Genomic DNA, 17,704 nt, shown 5'->3' with positions numbered 1-17,704 from the left:
GTTCGACCGCTATTCTGCTCGCTTAATTTAGCGAATCGGAAAGTGTTATGAGCCTTAAATATCAGGTAGTTCCCGTTACCTCATTTCAGCAAAACTGTTCTGTCATCTGGTGTGATGAGACGTTGCAAGCCGCTGTGGTCGATCCTGGTGGTGATATCAGTAAAATCATGGCAACGGTTCATGAAAATGGCTTAGAGCTAACCCAGATACTGTTAACGCATGGGCATATGGATCATGTTGGCGGCACACCTGAATTGGTTAAGGCGTTGCATGTACCTGTTGTTGGCCCACACAGAGATGATGCTTTCTGGTTACAAGCGCTACCGGCACAAAGCAACATGTTCGGCTTTCCGCACGTTGATGCGTTTGATGCCGATCGATGGCTAGATGATGGCGATGAAGTCAAAATAGGCCAGCAAACATTGCGGGTACTGCACACTCCTGGACATACGCCAGGCCATGTTGTGTTTTATAGTGAGCAGGCCAATATCGCCTTTGTCGGTGATGTTCTTTTTCAGGGAGGCATTGGTCGAACGGATTTTCCTAAAGGCGATCATGGTCAACTTATCGCATCGATTAAAGGCAAATTGTGGCCACTAGGGAACGAGGTGACTTTTATTCCTGGTCACGGCCCGTTGTCAACATTTGGAAAAGAACGCGCTTCTAATCCGTTTGTGGCTGATGAGATGCCACTTTATTAAATGTGCAACCTTCACAGCCGTTAAAGCAGCTGAAGGCTAACATTAGCGTTCAGATGCAGCCAAATAGCGCCGAGCCAGTCCCACGAGCTCGGTGCATTCCATTCCCGACAGCTCTTCAGAAATAAGCAGCTCACCACCTAGCAACTCGCGGTTATATTTCAATCGATTAGCGAAAATAGCCATTAGTCCGGTATAGGTGATGCCGTTGGTTGTGTATGGGGTATCATCAAATAGCATGTCTTCAATCGGTACTTGCCCCCGACGTCCACTCTTGTAAGCCATGACTAACAAAACCCGTTGCTCTATCATCAGCCGACTGGCTAAGCGGGGACAGATACTTTGCAAGAGCCGATCAGTATTATTCAATTTGATGGAGACCCAAGGTAAAGGTTGGTGCCAGCCCTCTTTTTCTAAGCTCAATTGTTCTATCGCCTGTATATCGCGCCAGCGCACCGCATAGCCGCCTGCTGGGTGATGTAGTTGTATGTGCATAGGCGTTAGCGATAGCGCGACCCTGGGGCGTCTGAGCCTCATATAGATGAAGCTGAGAATAAAGATGCAGCTAACAAGAATGGCCACGGCAAAAGCTATCGCGACCTGTAATAGCAATAACGCCAATCCTAACGAAAGAATAAGCCCAATGGCACCTCGGGCAAATAGGTGAGTCAACTGCGGTGGCACGCTAACAATATGGCGTGTTTTCATTTCAATGCTCCATGTGTACCTAAAGTATATTACGTTTCAGGTTGGTAAGCATGAGGTAAAGATTTATCAATGTTTTCGTCAATTATTGCTTTGTCTCACAGAACAAGAGGGTAAATTCCGGTGTTGAAGTGGGATTGGCTACAAATTTGTGTCGTTTTTTGGTATAAAACGCGCTTACTTTTTCGCTGCGGTGGCGGCGCAAGTAAGCAACGGAGTAGGATATTTAATGAGAATTTCTCACAAACGTAAAGTTCAGTTAAAGCTGAGCAAAAAGCTGAAAGTGACAGTGGCAGCTAAAGCTACTGTACGTAAAGCACCAGAAGTAAAGAAAACAGCGCCAGTAGTTGAGGCTGCGCCACAATCTGTTAAAACTGCAGAAAAACCAGTTCAAGCTGCGCCAGCAGCTAAAGCGGTTTCTCTAACCCCTAAGCAGCAGCAGGTACTCGACATTGTTAAGGGCAATACCGACGGAATTAATCCGAAAGGGATTGGTCTAGCCGCTGGACAAGAAGATGCAAAGGCCGCTTCTTGGGCAACCGGCGCGCTGAAAAAGCTGGCTGAAGAGGGCTTAGTCGAGCGCATTCAGCTATCAGGCAATAAAGTGCTGTATAAAGCAGCATAATTGCCTTTTCCACCTTGTGTTTTCACGATAAAGCACAAGGTGGGAAACTGCTTTTCCTTCCTCTTCCTACCTAAACTCTCATTTTAAATCTAGTTTTTAAGACACCTTTTTAGACCAGCGCCTCAAAATTTTGCTATACATTAAATTACATATGCAGTTAGTCGTCTAGAGGAGCTCCGAATGACAATGGTAAGCGCAAGAGAATTCGCCCATTGGCTCAGGCAGCGTTTTAGTGATGATTCCACGGGGGTGAGTTTAACCCGTAATGATATTAACCAACTGACAGGAAGGCAGAATTTCAGTCAGGTGTTCATTAATGATATTCACTATGAGCTAATGCGACATGGCATGGCGTTTGTGACCGATACCACGAGGGAGAAGTTTTATTTGGTATCGATTATTGACAAACCTTGGCGCGAGCAGCTTGAGAAACAATACGAGAAAGAACTGTACTGTAATAATATTTTGCCTTTTGATTATGATAAATCAGGCTAGCAGCAATGCAGCAGGCTAATCTTGGCGAAACTAGGGCACTATACAGTGCCCTCGCTTTTTAGTGCTGTAAGCTAAAGTACCGCGGCAATGCCTTTACACAGTGGTAGCATGTTGTTTTTTGTCATGCCTGCGACACTGATACGGCCAGAGCCAACAATGTAGATACCAAACTGCTCTTTTAGCTGGGTCACTTGCTGTTTATTTAACCCAGAGAAAGAGAACATGCCATTTTGGCGTTCAATAAAGCTGAAATCCGCATCCACACCCAGCTCTTTTAGTGTTGCAACAAACAGCGTGCGCATCTCTTGGATACGATCACGCATGTCCGTTACTTCTTGTTCCCATTCAACGCGTAGAGCATTGTCATTAAGGATTTCGGTGACAATGGCAGCGCCGTGTGCTGGTGGGTTCGAGTAGATAACGCGCGCGATGGCTTTTACTTGGCTGAAAGCGGTTGCGGCTAATGCGCTGGTATCAGCAACAAGCGTAAACGCACCGACACGTTCGTTATACAGACCGAAGTTCTTTGAGAATGAGCTAGCAACAAGCAGGTTACGGCAGGTTTCAGCAAAAATACGCAAGCCTTGCGCATCTTCTTCTACACCCTTAGCGAAGCCTTGATAAGCAAAATCAAACATAGGTAGAAGCTGTTTTTCAGCACAGAGCTGTGCCAGTTGTTGCCACTGTTCAGTCGTGGGATCAATACCTGTTGGGTTATGACAGCAACCGTGAAGTAGAACGACATCACCGGCCGATGCGTTTTGCAGATCCGCTAACGCCGATGCAAAGTCCATGTCCTTGGCTTCTGCGTCGTAATAGCTATATTGCGTTGTTTCTAAACCTGCGGCAGTAAATACGCCGTTATGGTTAGCCCATGTTGGATTACTGAGCCAAACCTTTACATCGCCGAGCTGGCGTTTAATGAATTCGGCAGCAAGACGCAGCGCGCCCGTTCCACCAGGAGCTTGAGCCGTTTGTGCTCGCTTATCTGCAATGATTTGTGCATCAGCACCAAACAGTAGCTGCTGTACGGCTAGGCCGTATTCTGCTGTGCCTGGAATACTCAGGTAAGACTTGGTGGTCTCTTTTTCTAGAAGGATGGCTTCCGCTTTTTTTACTGTGGCGAGAACCGGCGTGTTGCCAGCTTCATTTTTATAAATACCAACCCCTAGGTTAATTTTTTCGGGGCGTGGATCGCTTTTAAACTCTTCCGTTAAGCCCAAGATAGGATCCGCTGGAGCGGCAACAATTTTCTCAAACATTTTCGTCGTCCATGTGTTAGTGAAAAGACTCTCTCCTTTATACTTTTGCTTATCATTGAGCGCAATGCCTTGTTATAAAAATTTTTTAATGCTCAGTGTATTGATAAGAAGAAGTGAAAGGGAAGCGTGTCTTTAAGTGTGATGGGTGAGTACAACATTATGTTGCTATTTTAAAGGTAAATAAGGGTAAAGATAAATAAGGGCTGCGTTTAGGCAGCCCTTTTAAAGATTATCTAAGTCAAAGCTTAGAAGTTTGCAGAGCGTGGTGCACGTGGGAATGGGATTACATCACGGATGTTAGCCATGCCTGTTACATAAGAGACTAAGCGCTCAAAACCTAAACCAAAGCCAGCATGAGGCACAGTGCCGTAGCGACGTAGATCGCGATACCAGTTCATGTGCTCAGGGTCGATACCCATCTCTACCATACGCTTATCAAGCAGCTCTAGACGTTCTTCACGCTGTGAGCCACCAATGATTTCGCCAATACCTGGGGCAAGAACGTCCATCGCAGCGACGGTTTTACCATCATCATTCATGCGCATGTAGAAGGCTTTAATATCTTTCGGGTAGTTTTTCACCACGACCGGTGCTTTAAAGTGTTCTTCTGCAAGGTAACGCTCGTGTTCAGAAGACATATCAATGCCCCACTCAACGTCGAACTCAAACTCACGGCCAGAATCTTTAAGGATCTGGATTGCATCAGTGTAATCAACCTGCGCAAAATCAGACGTTACGAACTGTTCTAGACGCGTGATCGCTTCTTTATTAATGCGTTGGGCAAAGAACTCAAGATCGTCACGACGCTCTTCCAGCACTGCTTTGAAAACATATTTCAGCATGTCTTCAGCCAATTTGGCGGCATCGTCTAGGTCGGCAAACGCCACTTCAGGCTCTACCATCCAGAACTCAGCTAAGTGACGGCTGGTGTTTGAGTTTTCTGCACGGAACGTTGGGCCGAAGGTGTACACTTTGCTTAATGCACACGCGTAAGTTTCTGCATTCAACTGGCCAGAAACGGTCAGGAATGTCTCTTTACCAAAGAAATCTTTGTCAAAGTCAACGTCGCCAGCGTCGGTCATTGGTGTGTTAACCAAATCTAATGTTGATACGCGGAACATCTCACCCGCACCTTCTGCATCAGCGGCGGTGATGAGTGGCGCAGACATCCAGAAGTAACCTTGCTCGTGGTAGAAGCGGTGAATCGCTTGCGATAGGCAGTTACGCACGCGGGCAACGGCACCGATCACATTGGTACGCGGACGAAGGTGTGCTACTTCACGCAAATACTCAATAGAGTGGCGTGTTTTTGCCATTGGGTATGTGTCAGCATCTTCTACCCAGCCAACCACGTTTACATTGGTCGCGGCAAGTTCGAAATCTTGGCCTTTAGCTGGAGAGGCGACAACTTTACCCGTCACTTCAACTGAACAACCGGTGGTCAGCTTCAATACTTCATCATTGTAATTATTCAGTTCATTCGGGACCACGGCCTGAATCGGGTCGAAACAAGAGCCGTCATAAATGGCAAGGAAAGAGATCCCAGCTTTGGAATCTCGACGCGAGCGAATCCAGCCACGAACAGTGATTTCACTGTCGATAGCGATTTTTCCGCTCAGCACGTCTGTTACAGGCGCGTAAGTCGTCATGCTAAAATAATACTCCATGAGGGCACGAACATGTGCTGATAGTTAATTTATCTTAAAGTACGCATCTTACCTTTCTTGCCGCCAGCTTCAACCCTTGTTGAGAAGTTAACGGTGATTTTCCTAAAATAAGTCAGTAATCGATGCCCCCAGATGGTTAAGACTTCATCAGACAACCTGTTTTTAAGGAAATAGCCGTTGATTTGACTCGGCGATGTCGGTTATTGATGGAATGAAATTTATCACTCAGGCAAGGAGGAATATTCCCTCTAATCATGTAAACTAACGCTTTTCACATAGAGTGGTTCTAAACTAGATATTTTCCGTTAAAAAATAAACGGCTTTTTTTCGTGGTTTAAGATGTTATTTTTTTGCGTTTTATGTGTGCATTTAAGAATTAACGTGACAATGCTCACGCGAAAGCGCTAAGTGACTTAACAATTTCTTCGCAAAGTAAAAAAATAGAAAATTATCATTTATTGGAGTGTCGGGATGTATCTTGCCCAACCTGGTCATATTGATCATATAAAACGTAATAATGCGGGAAGTGTGTATCGACTTATCGATCAGCAAGGACCTATCTCCAGAATAGAGTTGTCTAAACGCAGCCAACTTGCACCTGCTAGTATAACGAAGATCACGCGTGAGTTGATGGATGCGCATCTGATCCAAGAAACCCAAATTATTGAACCTGCGAGCCGTGGGCGACCTGCTATCGGGCTAAAAACCTTAAATGAAGGATGGCAGTTTATGTCAATTCGCTTAGGTCGGGGCTACTTGACTATAGCGTTGCATGAGCACGGTGGTGATTTGCTGATTGATGAGCGACATAATCTTAGTGATACTGAGCAAGAACCATTGTTGCAAAAGATTATTTCAGAAATTAATACCTTTTTTGCTCGTCACGTGAAAGAAGTTGATCGAGTGACAAGTATTGCGATTTCTTTGCCAGGATTGATTAATGCGCAAGAAGGTGTCGTGCTGCAGATGCCACACTACAACATTAAGAACATGCCATTAGGGCCGCGTATCCATGAAGCGACGGGATTGCCCGTTTTTATCGCCAACGATACTCACGCTTGGGCACTGGCTGAAAGATTGTTTGGCCACTCGCGCGAAGCAGAAAACTCCATTTTAATCTCTATTCATCATGGAATAGGGGCCGGAATCGTGCTCGATGGAACGGTGTTGCAAGGCCGTTTGGGTAATGTTGGTGAGCTAGGGCATATTCAAATCAAGCCGTTTGGTAAGAAGTGCTTTTGTGGTAACTATGGCTGTTTAGAAACGGTGGCAAGCCCACAAGCGGTGAAAGACCAAGTTAATGAAATGCTTAATGAAGCCAAACCCGCCGAGCCAAGACCCTCGTCTCTGCATGGTGGGGCAATAACCATCGAACGGATATGTGAAGCCGCCGTGGCCAATGACCCCCTTGCTCGGCAAGTGATTATTGAGCTTGGGCATAACTTGGGTCAAGCCATCGCCATTATGGTGAACTTGTTCAACCCAGAGAAAATCTTGATTGGCGGGGAGTTTAACCGAGCGAAAAAGGTGCTTTACCCTGCGATTCGTGAATGCATTGAGAGCAGTGCATTGCCAGCTTATTGCCAGAATCTTCAACTTGAAGAGAGCTCGTTTTATACTCAAGCGACAATGCCAGGTGCAGCGTTAGTGAAAAGAGCGATGTACGATGGCAGCCTGCTGATGAAAATGATCGACGGTTGAAAGGGGCCAGTCTGCGTTGAGCAGAAAGAAATTCTATCAACCAGTATTTCAGCAAGCAGTGTTCAGACTTCACAAGGGTTGCATCAAGGGTTTGTCTCTAAGGTGATTAATGAGGTGGTGTGCTATCAAAAAGCATGGATAGCAGATATCGCTGCACCTCAGTGTGATCATGTTGAGCCAAACACCATTGCATCTGCGCAGCGGATAAAGGAATTAACTCCAACCACCGACAGCAAACCCAAGCCGGATCAGTAAATGCTGGGTTTGCATACAGCCCGGCCAGTGCCGGGTTATCATTAAACAGCGTTTGCAAACTTGTCGTTAGCGGCGCACTCTGCCCGATTGTTCGCTCTTCTTGTTCAAGCCAATAGGGTTGCCGTTCGGTATCTGCGACCCATAATCCATCTTGCTGCTGGTGAGTATTGCTCGCTTTGACGATATGACTCGCTTTAATGGTTACGCCTAGCAAGTGGTCGTCGCGCTGTTGATAATCGATGACGCGCACGAGTGTACCCAGTGGACTGATTTGAGCATTTTCAGTCATCGCGAGCACAAACCCCGTATGATTAGCCGCACACTCTTTGATGAGGCGTAGATAGCGTGGCTCAAAAATACGCAGGTTAGTGATCCCGCCTGGCAACAGTATGATCGGCAAAGGGAAAAGGTAATGACTCATCAATGGCTCCATTGTCTTTTCCCTGTTATACGTCGCTTTATGCCGTTAGGTTTAGTTGTATTGCTGATTCGACGGCATCAATGAGCTGAATTAACTGATTTTTGCTAATGATATAGGGCGGCATCATATAGATGAGCTTCCCAAAAGGGCGGATCCAAACGCCTTGAGAAACAAAGTGCTGCTGTATTTTAATCATATCAACCGGTTGATTTAGTTCGACCACACCAATCGCCCCTAACCAACGCGTCTCTTTTACCATAGCGTACTGGTTTAATTTTGGTAATTGGTCTGCAAACACTGCTTCGATGTCTTGAACTTGTTGTTGCCACTGATTGTTTTGAAGTAACGCGAGGCTTTCATTGGCTACCGCACACGCTAATGGGTTTGCCATAAACGTCGGCCCATGCATAAAACACCCAGCTTCGCCGCGACAGACTGTATCAGCAACCTGCTTTGAGGTCATGGTTGCGGCCAACGTCATATACCCCCCAGTTAGCGCCTTGCCGACACACATAATGTCGGCTTGAATTTGGGCATGTTGGCAAGCAAACAGTTTTCCAGTGCGACCAAAGCCAGTGGCAATCTCATCGGCGATTAACAACACTCCGTAATGATCACACAAGCGGCGAACTTCGCGTAAATATTCAGGATGGTAGATGCGCATACCGCCAGCGCCTTGCACGATGGGTTCGAGGATAACGGCAGCTATCTCTGTGTGGTGTTGTTTTATTAGGGAATGAAAGCTTTCGATCTGCTCGGGATCCCATTCGTCGTGGAAACCACCGCTGGGGGATTCAGCAAACAGGTGCTCAGGAAGAAAGCCTTTATAAATGGAATGCATCGAGTTATCGGGGTCGGTAACCGACATGGCTGCGAACGTATCACCATGATAGCCGTGACGTAGCGTAAGGAACTTGGTCCTTTTTTCATTCAACGAGTGCCAATATTGCAGTGCCATTTTCAGCGCAACTTCCACAGCGACCGATCCAGAATCGGCAAGAAAGATATGCTCAAAGCCACTCATGGCACACAGCTTTTTGCCGAGCTCGACGGCAGGCGCATGGGTTAAGCCGCCAAACATAACATGAGACATGTTATCTAATTGATTTTTCGCGGCTTGAGTGAGGCTAGGGTGGTTATAGCCATGGATGGTCGACCACCAAGATGACATGCCGTCAATAAGCGCTTCCCCAGTTTCAAGGTGAATGTATATCCCTTTAGCGTGGCTGACAGGGTAGCAGGGCAGCGGATTAACGGTTGAGGTGTAAGGGTGCCAAAGGTGCTCTCGGTCAAAGTTTATATCGATATCCATGGTTAATTTTCGTCCAGTTGTAAACGCATGCGCGATCAATGGGTTGACAGTTTACTGTCTAACCGTAGACTAGCCAAGTAATACACATGGAAAAATTAAGGTGAATACGTGGACATTAGGCATAACTGGACCATCAGCGAAGTTGAAGCGCTGTTTAACCAACCCTTTATGGACTTGCTCTTTCAAGCGCAGCAAGTTCATCGACAATCTCATGTGGCAAATAGCGTGCAAGTGAGCACTCTATTGTCGATTAAAACGGGCGCATGCCCAGAAGACTGTAAGTACTGTCCACAAAGCGCGCATTATCGTACCGGATTGGAGCGCGAACGTTTGTTAGAAGTGGAGCGCGTACTGGAAGCCGCGGACAAAGCGAAAGCGTCCGGTGCAACACGTTTTTGTATGGGGGCGGCGTGGAAAAACCCCAAACAACGTGATATGCCGTATTTAACTGAGATGATTCAGGGCGTGAAAGACAGAGGGCTTGAAACGTGTATGACACTGGGGATGTTAACCCCAGAGCAAGCCCAAGAGCTGGCAAAGGCAGGGCTGGATTATTACAACCACAATCTGGATACCTCACCTGAGTATTACGATCAAATTATTACCACCCGCACTTATCAAGACCGTTTGAACACCCTAGGCCATGTGCGAGAGGCCGGGATGAAAATCTGCTCTGGCGGCATTATCGGTATGGGAGAATCTGCGACCGACCGGGCGAGTTTGCTGGTGGAGCTAGCTAACTTGCCTCAGCACCCGGAAAGCGTGCCAATTAACATGTTGGTAAAGGTAAAAGGCACACCATTAGAAAACGCGCAAGATGTTGACCCATTTGACTTCATTCGCATTATCGCCGTTGCGCGCATCCTTATGCCGGCATCGGCAGTGCGCCTATCTGCCGGGCGTGAAAACATGAACGAACAAATGCAGGCGCTTTGCTTTATGGCTGGTGCAAATTCCATTTTTTATGGCTGCAAGCTACTCACTACCCCAAACCCTGATGAAGATAAAGATATGCAACTATTTAAAAAGTTGGGTATCAATAGTGTCGATAAAGCGCAGAAACCTGACGAAGTAGAAGAAGCAGCCCTGTTAGAGCAGGTCACCGAGCGTATTGTCTCGCGTCCGTCGAAAGATGATCTTTTTTATGATGCCAGTGTGTAAAGCATGAAACTGAAGCAGCGCTGGCAGCAGCGCGTAGCCGAGCGACACAGCCAAGGTTTGTTGCGCGGGCATGATGTTAATCAATTGTCGCAGCGCGGGGTGGTTAATTTTTCCAGTAACGACTACCTCGGCTTATCGCAAGCAACGGCGGTTAAACAGGCCTTTTGCGAAGGCATCGCACAATATGGCAGTGGAAGTGGGGCTTCACCTTTGGTCACTGGCTATTTTCCAGCCCACCGTGAGCTAGAGGCCGCTTTATGTGATTGGTTAAATCAGCCACGCGCCTTGCTGTTTAGTAGTGGATTTGCGGCTAATCAGGCTGCGTTGTTTAGCTTGCTAGACAAAGGTGACGTGCTGTTGCAAGACCGTTTGAACCATGCCTCACTGATTGAAGCCGGCCTATTATCTAATGCCACACAGTGGCGGTTTCGTCACAATGATATGCACGATCTTTCTCGCTTATGTCAGCGACATTCGGCAGAGATGGTGGTGACAGAGGGGGTGTTCAGTATGGACGGTGACATGGCACCCTTGCCGGATATCGCTAAGATAAGTTCTGAAGCAAACAGCGTGCTAATGGTCGATGATGCCCATGCCATCGGGGTGGTGGGCGAACAGGGCGAAGGTAGCGCTAGTCAGATCAGCCCAGATATTACCTTGGTGACATTTGGTAAAGCACTGGGTGTGGCAGGGGCGGCGTTGGTATGCAGTGAGGCCGTTTATGATTACTTACTGCAATTTGCACGCCACTATACCTATTCGACAGCCATGCCGCCTGCGCAAGCATTGGCCGTGTATCAATCAATTCGACTTGCTCAATCTGAGCGCTGGCGCCGCGAAAAACTCGCTAGCTTGTCGGCGTTATTTTACCAACACTTGCCAGAGCCTTTGCGGTCGCCATATACGGCGACACCGATCAAGCCAGTCATTATGGAGAATGCCGACCAAGCATTGGCGGTATCACAACAGTTATTGAGTGGTGGGTTTAAGGTGTCTGCGATTCGGCCGCCTACCGTACCCACATCGCGTTTAAGAATAACGTTAAGTTGCGATCATCAACCGCATGAGGTTATTGCATTATGCCGGGCATTAGACAAAGCCACGGAGGCGATATGCTAAAAAATACGGAACAGAAACGCGCTATCGCACAGGCTTTTGGGCGAGCGGCGCAGAGTTATGACAACAGCGCCGAGTTCCAGCGTATTGTTGGCGAACAGTTATTAGCAAAAATACCCCACTATGATATGCCTCAGCGAGTGCTTGATGTGGGTTGTGGCACGGGCTACTTTTCGGCTGAGTTAATAAAGCAAGGCCATCAAGTGACTTGCCTCGATTTGAGTGAGGCAATGTTAGCTCAGGCGCGAACACGCTGTGGAGAGGCAGCAAACTACCTTACCGCAGACGCAGACCATTTACCGATACAAGATAATAGCGTTGATATAGCGTTTAGTTCATTGGCGTTGCAATGGTGCACAGACTTAAGCGTTCCGCTTGCGGAATTGCGGCGTGTGGTTCGGCCTGGGGGGATTATTGCATTTTCCACATTGGCCGAAGGTAGCCTATTTGAACTCGCCAATGCATGGAGGCAGGTCGATAATCTTCAACATATTAATGAATTTTTATCAGAAAAGTTGATAAAAATTGCGTTAGCGCAAGCGAAGCTGAATTTAAAGGGGTTAGAATTTAACCCTATTGTTCAATATTATTCTTGCGCAAGAGACTTAATGCGGGATTTAAAAGGCATTGGCGCGACCCACTTGCATCAGCAACGCAAGTCAGGTTTGCTCAGCCGACGTGCGTTAGCCGAGTTAGAAACGGCGTATATGCACTACCGTCATTCGAATGGTCTCTTGCCCGCAACTTATCAAGTATGTTTTGGAGTGATCGTCAATGAGTAACGCGTTTTTTGTTGCAGGCACCGACACTGAAGTAGGCAAAACTGTTTGTAGTCGTGCCATTATTCAGGCAGCAGTTGCCGCTGGCGTTAATATTGCTGGTTTCAAACCGGTTGCATCGGGCAGTCAACTGACGCCTGTTGGCACCAGAAATACAGATGCACTGTATTTGCTGGATGCTGCAAATGTAGAAATGAGCTACGAAGAAGTAAACCCTTATCCATTAGTGGAAGCAGCATCGCCACACTTGGCAGCACGCAAAGAAGGGGTTTCAATTGACTTTGATGTTATTGATACCGCTTTTGAAAATGCGAAGTCTAAAGCTGAAGTGGTGTTAGTTGAAGGTGCTGGGGGTTGGCGTGTGCCTGTGGCAGATGATAAATATCTGTCAGAGTGGGTACAACACCAGCAATTACCGGTGATCTTGGTCGTCGGGGTTAAGTTGGGCTGTATGAGCCATGCAATATTAACCGCCGAAGCCATCGAGCGTGATGGTTTGAAGGTGGTTGGTTGGGTGGCAAACCGAATCAACCCAGGCCTAGATAACTACGCCGACGTAATTCGCTTGTTAGAAGCGAAGCTGCCGGGTAACAAACTGGGTGAAATCCCTTATATGCCGGGCATAACCAAGCGTGACCTGTCTAAATACATCGACTTTTCGCTACTTCAAGGCGAATAAAGTAGCCTGAGCCTCATCAGATATAAAAAAAGCAGCAGAAATGCTGCTTTTTTTATGCCTGCTCGTTGCGATCATCAGCATCTTGTTGTTTTCCCTGTCTTTAACCTGAATCGCCCAAGACTAAAGGTGTGATTAGTGTGACCAGTATAACATTCTGACATTGGTTCTAGATGGAGCGATATATACAGCACAAAAACATAAAAACAGTAGCACATTTCACGATAAAGCTGGTCTAATAGCGCCAAATTCTAGGTGTGCAGCTAAATAGCAGTTTAGGTGACTACCTTAATCTTGTTTTTGACGAATAATAATCTGTGAGGTTGCGGTGAAAGGGCGTGTTTGTATACGAAATGCGGTAGCAAATGTTTTTGCTATGGTTTTGTTTGGTTTTGTTGCTGGAATGGCAATCGAAATTTTTGTTAGTGGCATGTCGTTCGAACAATCGTTAGCTTCACGTATTTTATCGATTCCGGTCAACATCTTAATCGCATGGCCTTATGGGGCATTTCGTGACTTGGTTATTCGCATATCACAGCGATTGGGGCGCCACAGTGCAGTGAAAGGGTTAGCTGACTTTGTCGCGTATGTACTGTTTCAATCGCCGGTGTATGCACTGATTCTGATTACCGTAGGTGCAGACTTTGATCAAATTGTCACGGCAGTGACCAGTAATGCATTAGTATCGGGTGCATTAGGGGTGGTTTATGGCCATTTCCTTGAGCTTTGCCGCCGCATGTTCCGTGTGCCGGGGTATTACGAAATGGCCCGCTAGTTGGTGCCTTTTACAGCGAAATGTTTAATTGCCGAACAAACAGTTAGCGAATAGGGCTTTTTTCCATAAAGTCGCTTGACCTTAGGGCGGCAAATCATTAAATTAGCCCCCGTTGAGACGCAAAGCGTTACAACAAAACAATACGGTGAGTTGTCCGAGTGGCTGAAGGAGCACGCCTGGAAAGTGTGTATACGGCAACGTATCGAGAGTTCGAATCTCTCACTCACCGCCAAATTTAGAAAAAAGACGTCTTCGGACGTCTTTTTTTGTGTCTGCGGTTTATCAAGCTCAGCCAGTAGCGATTTTGTCTAGTTTCTGTAGCGCGCCACAGTATATGAACAAAGAATTCGGATAAGTTGAACAACTTTGGGTTCAAAATGCTCTTATCATTGAGCTTGGCTCTACTTTTAGAGTCCTCTGTTACACCATATATGTGAGTCCCGTCACATTAATCGATGGTTAAATCATACCGAGCCACCATATAGCTTTCATGCCCATCTCTTATCGTGCTTAAACGCTCAAGGCCTTCGACCTTTTCTAGCTTGTAGCTGGTGAACGTACCTTGCTGCATGTGAAGCAGATCACCATCTTGATCTTCTATGTGGATAACACTCTCAACCCCAGCCTCCATGCCGCCTTCTGTATACCAGCTGGTTAGATCTTCGGGGGTGCCGACTTGGCTTAGGCGGTTGCGGTGTGACCATTCGATGGTGAGGGGTAGCGTGATTGAATCAGGATCGTAAACACCGTTTAAACGGACGTTACATACTGGAAGTGGGCGGATGGCGCGTGCGGTGACTTCTCGGTTTGCTACTGTAGCGAGGGCTCCATCTAATGTGCCGCGCGGGGTAACGGTTAACCCGCGAGCCTTCACCGCTTCACCGAGAATAAACTCATTGTTTAGCGCTTCGCCGTTAATATTAACAAGCCAGCTCATTGCCGCGTGTTGTTGTGGATGGGTATCAAGATGTAGCGCGCCACAGTATATGAACAAAGAATTCGGATAAGTTGAACAACTTTGGATTCAAAATGCTCTTATCATTGGGCTTGGTTCTACTTTTAGAGTCCTCTGTTACACCATATATGTGAGTCCCGTCACATCAGTCGATGGTTAAATCATACCGAGCCACCATATAGCTTCCATGCCCATCTCCATATCTAGTTTAGTTTTTCCTCATAGCACGCGGCAGATTAGGGTATTACAAAAAGTATACTCAAACTGTTTCATGATTGACTGGCGATAGTTCGTTTTAGTCGCGATTAGCATCACAATTACTAGCGCTTGTATAATTCTTGATCGTCATACGTAACTAATCCATATATTATGAATCAGGTTGATATATGGGTTGGTTTATGTCTGTAAATGTCTCTTTCTATAATGAAAATGCTACTCAGCTAGCAACGCAATATGATTCTCTAGAATTTGAAAACGTTCATCGCGCGTGGCGTATGTATTGGCCTAAAGGGGATACCAAGATCCTTGATATTGGTGCTGGATCAGGCCGAGATGCTAGGTGGTTCTTTAAACAAGGTTGCTTTGTTGTTGCTATCGAACCAGCAAGTGAACTTCGTCAACTAGGGCGCTCAAACTCCTCTTCGCAAATTCAGTGGTTAGATGACTCGCTACCAGCTTTAGCGAAAGCAAGAAACTTATGTCAGCAGTATGATTTGATTTTGGTTTCAGCAGTATGGATGCACTTAAATAGAGAAGATAGAGAAGAATCGTTCTCTGTATTTTCTGAGCTTATTTCCGACAATGGAAAGCTGGTGATCACATTGCGCCATGGCGGTTTTGATGATGGACGTAGTGCTCACAGCGTTTCCATTGAAGAAATAGAAACATTAGGTAAGGTTGTTGGTCTGACAGTATGTCATGTGGCTGATGGAGCGGACTCTTTGAACAGGACAAATGTTTCGTGGCAAACAGTTGTGTTGGAGAGAGAAAATTATCGCATCTGCAAAGGATAGATGATGGCGTTAGAATATTACTTAGAACGTTTTCAGAACCTGAAAATGAACAGTGCTGGTGGTAAAAAAAGTCCTCATAAAGTGTGTATGCTGCTTGCTGTCATGGATTTGATTCAAGCAGGACATATAACGACGAATAAGATCTATTTTAATCAGCCCCTTAAAGATCAGTTTACTCATCATTTCGACAACCTTGCTCAGAGCAAAGATAAAAATACACCTGAAAACCCTTTCTTTCATTTAAGAAGTGAAGGCTTTTGGTTTCTTTCTTATCATGACGGCTACGATAAGGTATCAACCAGGCGCTATTCCGCTAAGGCGGTAGATCATGCGTATATTGACGATGAATTGTTTAGCTATATGAAAAGCTATATCGTTTCCAACGAACTAAAAGAAGCGCTAGTCTCCAACCTTTCTGATTTAGCGACGTTATATCATCAGTGGTTGATTGATATAGGTAAGTCCGAAAAAACAGCCAGTAACTATCTGGGAGCGGTGCGGGGATCAATATCTAATTGGTTGATGGATGTTGGTGAAATAGAGGGGCCACTTACTGATATTAATTCATATCGACAATTTGTTAGTTATGAAGAAAAGGCACGAGAATTAGAAGAGTTTCAAATTCGTGATACTAAGGGAAAGGGGATGTACAGCGCCGCCTTATCTCATTACCACAAATTTTTATCAGACTTATCTCAGGTGGATATTAATGCCGATATCAAGCAGGTCATGACTGATAACTCCTTATCCGAGACAGAAAAGACCATCTTGGTTAATACAAGGGTAGGGCAAGGACACTTCAGAACAAAACTGATCCAAATGTGGGGTGGTTGCGCAGTAACAGGGTATCGTAATACTCAATTATTGTTGGCTTCTCATATTAAGCCTTGGCGAGACTCTAGTAACGAAGAACGGTTAGATAGGTTCAATGGTTTGTTACTGCTCGCCAATCTTGATAAGGCTTTTGACCTCGGGTTTATCTCCTTTGACGATCACGGAAAAGTCTTGATCTCTAGATACTTGGAGTCGCCGAATGTGATCGGTTTGAAAGAGGATATGTCATTTAGCATTAAGGATAACCATAAGCCATATCTTCGCTATCATCGTGGTGAAATATTTAAAGGTCGTTAAATGAAAAAACTCTAAACTGGAAAAAGGCACACTAACAACTCCCGGTTTTTACTTTGTAGCACTTGGGTTGGCGCCTAATCGACAGTTGCACATGAAATGGTCACTGAGGTTAACGTTGGCTCGTTACTTCCAAAGGTTAGCTGTGTTGATAGTCGTTCATCAGAAACATCTCTGGCATTACTTTTTGCTTTAACGTAGTTGCCTTTGCCGAATCTAACATCGAGCTCAAACCCTGTAATCCACGGGAGTGTATTGGTTGGCGATATCAATGCACTCGTACCGATGAGTACTTCTAAATCATTAGCTCTAAATATTGATTCAAGATAGTCAGTATCTGAAGTGAGTTTTGTTTGTTCTGTTTTAATTAGAGTAGGGTAGTTAGAAATATAACCTTCGTTAATGATTACGCATTGCACTATGTCATTTGCATAAGCTATGCTTGAAGCGCATAAACATAGGTAAAACGCTTTTAATAGTAAAATTAGTTGCTTCATTGCTTTTCTCATGTTTTTTAATATAAAGAGTTACTCTCGTAGAAAGATAAATATACAAATCAAAGGTGGGAATAACTATGTCATGTCTATATATGGTGTGTAAAATCACATTAATATAGGCGTCTCAATGCATGGGGTGATGTGTTTAGTTCTTCTCTAGTATCTAATGATGAGGTGTTTCTAAGGTCATTTAATTCCGTTGTGTTTTAATAAAAGAATGTTGCTTAATTTGGGTGCAATATTGTTGAGGTAGATAACATTGAAGTGAGTCGCATTTATAAAGAAAAAATAGTGTTTATTTCTTGGCCGCCGAGAATCACTTCGCATCTATTATCTCTCTATATCAACCGCCAGTAATAATGTTTCACCCATCACCTACTAGCATGTGATCATCGCGACCCATAGCGAGATTACACGCCATCAGTACAACTAGCGTGCAGAACCAAACTCAGCAGCGCCTATG

18 protein-coding genes and 1 tRNA gene are annotated in these 17,704 nt (G+C 45.6%); 12 read left to right on the top strand and 7 right to left on the bottom strand.

Annotated elements, in window-relative coordinates; translation table 11 throughout:
* The first annotated feature begins 47 nt into the window (after nt 1–47).
* Complete coding sequence (locus ACKLNH_RS01700) at nt 48–701, top strand: MBL fold metallo-hydrolase (protein ID WP_413110498.1); 654 nt, start codon at nt 48–50, stop codon at nt 699–701.
* Between the two features lie 42 nt (nt 702–743).
* Here ACKLNH_RS01700 and ACKLNH_RS01695 read toward each other — a convergent pair whose 3' ends face one another.
* The gene (locus tag ACKLNH_RS01695) at nt 744–1,406 is read right to left on the bottom strand and encodes a DUF2982 domain-containing protein (RefSeq protein WP_413110497.1); all 663 of its coding nucleotides are present in this window, start codon (nt 1,404–1,406) and stop codon (nt 744–746) included.
* Between the two features lie 226 nt (nt 1,407–1,632).
* Between ACKLNH_RS01695 and ACKLNH_RS01690 the strand changes: the two genes are divergently transcribed.
* Both ACKLNH_RS01690 and ACKLNH_RS01685 read left to right on the top strand, forming a co-directional pair.
* On the top strand, nt 1,633–2,028 hold the full coding sequence (locus tag ACKLNH_RS01690; RefSeq protein ID WP_413110496.1) for a MarR family transcriptional regulator: 396 nt from the start codon (nt 1,633–1,635) through the stop codon (nt 2,026–2,028).
* Between the two features lie 180 nt (nt 2,029–2,208).
* On the top strand, nt 2,209–2,523 hold the full coding sequence (locus ACKLNH_RS01685; RefSeq protein ID WP_413110495.1) for a hypothetical protein: 315 nt from the start codon (nt 2,209–2,211) through the stop codon (nt 2,521–2,523).
* Between the two features lie 71 nt (nt 2,524–2,594).
* On the opposite strand, the gene ACKLNH_RS01680 is transcribed toward ACKLNH_RS01685, so the two are convergent.
* Entirely contained in the window at nt 2,595–3,785 is a 1,191-nt protein-coding gene (locus ACKLNH_RS01680; protein ID WP_413110494.1) for an amino acid aminotransferase, read from the bottom strand.
* A gap of 245 nt (nt 3,786–4,030) precedes the next feature.
* Entirely contained in the window at nt 4,031–5,434 is a 1,404-nt protein-coding gene (gene asnS / locus ACKLNH_RS01675; RefSeq protein WP_413110493.1) for an asparagine--tRNA ligase, read from the bottom strand.
* A 489-nt stretch (nt 5,435–5,923) separates the two neighbouring features.
* On the opposite strand from asnS, the gene mlc reads away from it, so the two are divergent.
* Nucleotides 5,924–7,153, top strand: coding sequence for a sugar metabolism global transcriptional regulator Mlc (mlc, locus tag ACKLNH_RS01670; protein WP_413110492.1), 1,230 nt, complete (start codon nt 5,924–5,926; stop codon nt 7,151–7,153).
* Between the two features lie 106 nt (nt 7,154–7,259).
* Here the strand turns inward: mlc and ACKLNH_RS01665 are convergent, their stop codons facing one another.
* Nucleotides 7,260–7,829, bottom strand: coding sequence for an LON peptidase substrate-binding domain-containing protein (locus ACKLNH_RS01665; protein WP_413110491.1), 570 nt, complete (start codon nt 7,827–7,829; stop codon nt 7,260–7,262).
* 37 nt (nt 7,830–7,866) lie between these two features.
* Complete coding sequence (bioA, locus tag ACKLNH_RS01660) at nt 7,867–9,135, bottom strand: adenosylmethionine--8-amino-7-oxononanoate transaminase (protein ID WP_413110756.1); 1,269 nt, start codon at nt 9,133–9,135, stop codon at nt 7,867–7,869.
* A gap of 114 nt (nt 9,136–9,249) precedes the next feature.
* Between bioA and bioB the strand changes: the two genes are divergently transcribed.
* The 6 genes from bioB to ACKLNH_RS01630 all read left to right on the top strand — a co-directional run bounded on the left by bioB (nt 9,250) and on the right by ACKLNH_RS01630 (nt 13,880).
* Nucleotides 9,250–10,302, top strand: a complete 1,053-nt coding sequence (bioB, locus tag ACKLNH_RS01655) for a biotin synthase BioB (protein ID WP_413110490.1) — start codon at nt 9,250–9,252, stop codon at nt 10,300–10,302.
* Nucleotides 10,303–10,305: 3 nt separating this feature from the next.
* The gene (locus tag ACKLNH_RS01650; protein WP_413110489.1) at nt 10,306–11,421 is read left to right on the top strand and encodes an 8-amino-7-oxononanoate synthase; all 1,116 of its coding nucleotides are present in this window, start codon (nt 10,306–10,308) and stop codon (nt 11,419–11,421) included.
* Nucleotides 11,415–12,200: a malonyl-ACP O-methyltransferase BioC gene (bioC, locus tag ACKLNH_RS01645; RefSeq protein ID WP_413110488.1), complete on the top strand. Its 786-nt coding sequence runs from the start codon at nt 11,415–11,417 to the stop codon at nt 12,198–12,200. Before ACKLNH_RS01650 ends, bioC begins: the two co-directional genes overlap by 7 nt.
* Nucleotides 12,193–12,876: a dethiobiotin synthase gene (gene bioD / locus ACKLNH_RS01640; protein WP_413110487.1), complete on the top strand. Its 684-nt coding sequence runs from the start codon at nt 12,193–12,195 to the stop codon at nt 12,874–12,876. Before bioC ends, bioD begins: the two co-directional genes overlap by 8 nt.
* A 325-nt stretch (nt 12,877–13,201) precedes the next feature.
* The gene (locus ACKLNH_RS01635; RefSeq protein ID WP_413110486.1) at nt 13,202–13,648 is read left to right on the top strand and encodes an L-alanine exporter AlaE; all 447 of its coding nucleotides are present in this window, start codon (nt 13,202–13,204) and stop codon (nt 13,646–13,648) included.
* 144 nt (nt 13,649–13,792) lie between these two features.
* Nucleotides 13,793–13,880 (top strand) — tRNA-Ser (locus tag ACKLNH_RS01630).
* Nucleotides 13,881–14,096: 216 nt separating this feature from the next.
* Here the strand turns inward: ACKLNH_RS01630 and ACKLNH_RS01625 are convergent.
* Nucleotides 14,097–14,585: a hypothetical protein gene (locus ACKLNH_RS01625; protein WP_413110485.1), complete on the bottom strand. Its 489-nt coding sequence runs from the start codon at nt 14,583–14,585 to the stop codon at nt 14,097–14,099.
* Between the two features lie 416 nt (nt 14,586–15,001).
* Here ACKLNH_RS01625 and ACKLNH_RS01620 point away from each other — a divergent pair, with 416 nt between their 5' ends.
* Both ACKLNH_RS01620 and ACKLNH_RS01615 read left to right on the top strand, forming a co-directional pair.
* Nucleotides 15,002–15,616: a class I SAM-dependent methyltransferase gene (locus ACKLNH_RS01620; protein ID WP_413110484.1), complete on the top strand. Its 615-nt coding sequence runs from the start codon at nt 15,002–15,004 to the stop codon at nt 15,614–15,616.
* A gap of 3 nt (nt 15,617–15,619) precedes the next feature.
* Nucleotides 15,620–16,747, top strand: coding sequence for an HNH endonuclease (locus ACKLNH_RS01615; protein WP_413110755.1), 1,128 nt, complete (start codon nt 15,620–15,622; stop codon nt 16,745–16,747).
* A gap of 74 nt (nt 16,748–16,821) precedes the next feature.
* Here the strand turns inward: ACKLNH_RS01615 and ACKLNH_RS01610 are convergent, their stop codons facing one another.
* Complete coding sequence (locus ACKLNH_RS01610) at nt 16,822–17,241, bottom strand: hypothetical protein (protein ID WP_413110483.1); 420 nt, start codon at nt 17,239–17,241, stop codon at nt 16,822–16,824.
* Nucleotides 17,242–17,704: the final 463 nt, after the last annotated feature.

Origin of the sequence: Thaumasiovibrio clandestinus (assembly GCF_047250365.1) — a bacterium.
Classification (GTDB): Bacteria; Pseudomonadota; Gammaproteobacteria; order Enterobacterales; family Vibrionaceae; genus Thaumasiovibrio.
The sequence above is the reverse complement of the archived record's forward strand: the minus strand, read 5'-3'. Positions and strand labels throughout refer to the sequence as shown.

Coding starts and splice junctions, on each gene's coding strand:
- ACKLNH_RS01690 (WP_413110496.1), top strand. CDS start 1,633: ATGAGAATTTCTCACAAACGTAAAGTTCAGTTAAAGCTGAGCAAAAAG.
- ACKLNH_RS01610 (WP_413110483.1), bottom strand. CDS start 17,241: ATGAAGCAACTAATTTTACTATTAAAAGCGTTTTACCTATGTTTATGC.
- ACKLNH_RS01700 (WP_413110498.1), top strand. CDS start 48: ATGAGCCTTAAATATCAGGTAGTTCCCGTTACCTCATTTCAGCAAAAC.
- bioD (WP_413110487.1), top strand. CDS start 12,193: ATGAGTAACGCGTTTTTTGTTGCAGGCACCGACACTGAAGTAGGCAAA.
- mlc (WP_413110492.1), top strand. CDS start 5,924: ATGTATCTTGCCCAACCTGGTCATATTGATCATATAAAACGTAATAAT.
- ACKLNH_RS01680 (WP_413110494.1), bottom strand. CDS start 3,785: ATGTTTGAGAAAATTGTTGCCGCTCCAGCGGATCCTATCTTGGGCTTA.
- ACKLNH_RS01685 (WP_413110495.1), top strand. CDS start 2,209: ATGACAATGGTAAGCGCAAGAGAATTCGCCCATTGGCTCAGGCAGCGT.
- ACKLNH_RS01620 (WP_413110484.1), top strand. CDS start 15,002: ATGTCTGTAAATGTCTCTTTCTATAATGAAAATGCTACTCAGCTAGCA.
- asnS (WP_413110493.1), bottom strand. CDS start 5,434: ATGACGACTTACGCGCCTGTAACAGACGTGCTGAGCGGAAAAATCGCT.
- ACKLNH_RS01625 (WP_413110485.1), bottom strand. CDS start 14,585: ATGAGCTGGCTTGTTAATATTAACGGCGAAGCGCTAAACAATGAGTTT.
- ACKLNH_RS01615 (WP_413110755.1), top strand. CDS start 15,620: ATGGCGTTAGAATATTACTTAGAACGTTTTCAGAACCTGAAAATGAAC.
- bioC (WP_413110488.1), top strand. CDS start 11,415: ATGCTAAAAAATACGGAACAGAAACGCGCTATCGCACAGGCTTTTGGG.
- ACKLNH_RS01665 (WP_413110491.1), bottom strand. CDS start 7,829: ATGAGTCATTACCTTTTCCCTTTGCCGATCATACTGTTGCCAGGCGGG.
- ACKLNH_RS01695 (WP_413110497.1), bottom strand. CDS start 1,406: ATGAAAACACGCCATATTGTTAGCGTGCCACCGCAGTTGACTCACCTA.
- ACKLNH_RS01650 (WP_413110489.1), top strand. CDS start 10,306: ATGAAACTGAAGCAGCGCTGGCAGCAGCGCGTAGCCGAGCGACACAGC.